Here is a 3,156-nt window from a genome sequence, read left to right on the forward strand (position 1 = left end):
AAGTAATAGAGCCTGTTAAAAGTGTCCGCGACACTGTCGCCAATGACCATCACACCATGGTTGCCCATGATCAGCACCTTGTGGCGCGGGTTGGTCAAAAGCCGCGCACAGCGCGCGCCCTCATCCTCGAATGCCAGCCCACCATAGCTCTCATCCACCACATGCCGATTGTAGAAGGTGGCGCAATTCTGGTCGATGGGCGGTAGGCGGCTATCGGCGAGACTGGCCAGAACCGTGGCATGAATGGAATGGACATGCATGGCGCAACGGGCATGGGCGCAATGCCGGTGCAGCCCACCATGCAGGCCCCAAGCGGTGGGATCAGGCGCGTTCGGCCCTTCCAGCGTTTCGGGATCATTGCCATCCACCACGATGAGGTCACTGGCCCGGATACGAGCGAAGTGCATCTGGTTGGGGTTCATCAGGAACCGCGTGCCGTCGTCATTGATCGAGAGGCTGAAGTGATTGGCAACCGCCTCGTGCATGTCGAGGCGCGCGGTCCAGCGAAAGGCCGCAGCAAGGTCGACCCGCTCTTGCCAGTGGTCCATGTTGGGGCGCAGGTTGGTCACGTTCATGTCGCGTTCCTTTCAGTCTCGGTCAGGGGCCGCGAGGCGACCCACGCATAACCATCAGGGCACAGGATGCAGCATTCGCGCAGCCCATGCGGTTTGTTTGTAGGCGGTTGCAGGATCATGCCGCCTGCACCCTCGGCGTGGGCGGCGGCGGTGTCGGGATCTGTGTCAAAGAGGTGAATGGATGCCCCGGCCCCACGCGGCGGGCTCGCGGGCACTAGACCAAGGATCGGGTTTGCGGAATAGGTGTGATCGGCATGCAATTGCATCACCTGATCGCCATAGACGATGATCGCAAAATCCGCGCTGAGCCGGTGGGCGGTCATGCCAAAGACGCTGACGAGAAACGCCGCCTCGCCCCGCACATCTCGCACCAGCAGATTGAGGCCATACCCGCGCAGGCGCGCCCCGAACTCTTCTGGCGTGATGGTTTCATAATCCATGGGCGCGCCCCCTTTGACCGCAGCTTGATCATGCCCCCGGCGCGTGTCAACCTGAGACCATGGCGCAGGAGACAGGCATGAGCATCAAGACCCCGCAAGAGATCGCCCCGGAGGCGTTCACAGAGGCGCGCGCGGCGGTAGACCGGCTCTGTCAGCTTTACGCAGCGAGCACGGGCTATCTCTGTGACGCCTTTGCGCGGGCCTTGGCCGGGGATCTGCCGCAGGGCCGCGTGCGCGCCTTTTATCCCGAAATTCGCCTGACCACCGCGACCTATGCCAAGGTCGATAGCCGGCTCAGTTTCGGCCATGTCTCCAACCCCGGCACCTATGCCGCAACGATCACGCGCCCGGACCTCTTTCGCGCCTATCTGGAGCAGCAGATCGGCTTGCTCTTGGTCAACCATGGCGTCGCGGTGACGATCGGCCCCTCCGACACACCGATGCCGGTGCATTTCGCCGTCGCAGGCGATGCGGGGCTGAGTGTGCCGCAGGAGGGGGCGGCCGAGTTCACATTGCGCGACTACTTTGATGTGCCCGATCTCGCGACCACCAATGACGATATCGTCAATGGCACATGGACACCGGGGCTGGACGGGGCGGCACCGCTGGCCCCCTTTACCGCGCAACGGGTCGATTATTCGCTGGCGCGCCTCACGCATTACACCGCGACCGATCCGGTGCATTTCCAGAATTACGTGCTCTTCACCAATTACCAGTTCTATGTCTCGGAGTTCGAGACCTATGCCCGGCGCATGTTGGCCGATAGCACAAGCGGCTATACCGCCTTTGTCAGCACCGGCAATGCCGAGATCAGCGGGCCGGATGACCCCTTGCCCGCGCCCGAGCGTTTGCCGCAGATGCCCGCCTATCACCTCAAGCGGGCGGATGGGTCTGGGATCACGCTGGTCAATATCGGGGTGGGTCCCTCCAATGCCAAGACCGCGACCGACCACATCGCCGTGTTGCGGCCCCATGCCTGGGTGATGGTGGGCCATTGCGCGGGTCTGCGCAATTCGCAATCCTTGGGTGATTTCGTTCTGGCGCATGCCTATTTGCGCGAGGATCGCGTGCTCGATGCCGATCTGCCCGCCTGGGTGCCCATCCCCGCGCTTGCCGAAATCCAGATCGCCCTGCAAGAGGCGGTGGCTGCAGAGACGCAGTTGGAGGGGTTCGACCTCAAGCGCGTGATGCGCACCGGGACCGTGGCCAGTGTGGACAACCGCAACTGGGAACTGCGCGAGCAATCGGGGCCGGTGCAGCGCCTCAGCCAATCGCGGGCCATAGCCCTCGACATGGAAAGCGCCACGATTGCCGCCAACGGGTTCCGGTTCCGGGTGCCCTATGGCACGCTGCTTTGTGTCTCGGACAAGCCTTTGCAGGGCGAGTTGAAACTGCCCGGCATGGCCTCGGAGTTCTATAAATCACAGGTCTCACGTCACCTGATGATCGGGATTCGCGCGATGGAATCACTCCGACGGATGCCGCTCGAACGCATCCACAGCCGCAAATTGCGCAGTTTTGAAGAGACAGCGTTCCTTTGACCCGACGGAAATCCGCACAAAATCCAGCAAAAGAGCTTGCTTTTGCCCACTAGGCGTTGTGTTTAGCCACATCATGGCGTTTAATCGCGCGCATGAGGCCCAAGAGACGGGCAGTTGCAAGGAGACCATAAAATGGCAAAACCGATGACCAAGACCCAACTCGTCGCCGCTCTGTCCGACGAAATGGGCAGCGACAAGAAGACCGCAGGCAGCGCACTCGATGCCGTGATCGCGATCATCACCCGTGAAGTATCCGCAGGCGGTGCCGTGACCCTGCCCGGAATTGGCAAGATCTATTGCCGCGAGCGCCCCGAGCGTATGGTGCGCAACCCCGCCACCGGCGAGCAAATGAAAAAAGAGGCCGACAAGGTGGTCAAGATGACCATTGCCAAGGCCCTCAAGGACAGCGTCAACGGCTGATCCCCGGCCATGCTGGCGCACCATTCGCAAAGCCAGCCATAGCCAGAGACCAGAAGGGCCGCCCAATGGGGCGGCTTTTTATTTGCCGTGGTCGTCGGGCGGGTCACGCCACCTTGAGGACGATCTTGCCGATATGCCCGCTCGATTCAAGGCGGGCATGGGCAGCGGCGGCCTCGGTCA

At 62.0% G+C, this 3,156-nt stretch carries 4 protein-coding genes; 2 read left to right on the top strand and 2 right to left on the bottom strand.

The window, feature by feature from the left end; genetic code table 11:
* Together KBT70_RS12850 and KBT70_RS12855 are read right to left on the bottom strand one after the other, a co-directional pair.
* Positions 1–575 (bottom strand): class II aldolase/adducin family protein (locus KBT70_RS12850; protein WP_296634057.1); only part of this gene is annotated, 575 nt, incomplete at its 3' end.
* Positions 572–1,015, bottom strand: coding sequence for a glyoxalase (locus KBT70_RS12855; RefSeq protein ID WP_296634059.1), 444 nt, complete (start codon positions 1,013–1,015; stop codon positions 572–574). The genes KBT70_RS12850 and KBT70_RS12855, both read right to left, overlap by 4 nt.
* 77 nt (positions 1,016–1,092) lie before the next feature.
* Between KBT70_RS12855 and KBT70_RS12860 the strand changes: the two genes are divergently transcribed.
* Together KBT70_RS12860 and KBT70_RS12865 are read left to right on the top strand one after the other, a co-directional pair.
* Positions 1,093–2,556 (top strand): AMP nucleosidase, encoded by a 1,464-nt coding sequence (locus KBT70_RS12860; RefSeq protein WP_296634062.1) that lies wholly within the window; start codon positions 1,093–1,095, stop codon positions 2,554–2,556.
* A gap of 132 nt (positions 2,557–2,688) precedes the next feature.
* A complete protein-coding gene (locus KBT70_RS12865; protein ID WP_296634064.1) occupies positions 2,689–2,976 on the top strand; it encodes an HU family DNA-binding protein in 288 nt (95 codons plus the stop codon).
* Positions 2,977–3,156 lie beyond the last annotated feature (180 nt).

Source organism: Roseovarius sp. (genome assembly GCF_018066915.1).
GTDB lineage: Bacteria > Pseudomonadota > Alphaproteobacteria > Rhodobacterales > Rhodobacteraceae > Roseovarius.

What these genes read in the sequence shown, in the direction of transcription:
- KBT70_RS12855 (WP_296634059.1), bottom strand. Translation starts at nt 1,015, where the DNA reads ATGGATTATGAAACCATCACGCCAGAAGAGTTCGGGGCGCGCCTGCGC.
- KBT70_RS12860 (WP_296634062.1), top strand. Translation starts at nt 1,093, where the DNA reads ATGAGCATCAAGACCCCGCAAGAGATCGCCCCGGAGGCGTTCACAGAG.
- KBT70_RS12865 (WP_296634064.1), top strand. Translation starts at nt 2,689, where the DNA reads ATGGCAAAACCGATGACCAAGACCCAACTCGTCGCCGCTCTGTCCGAC.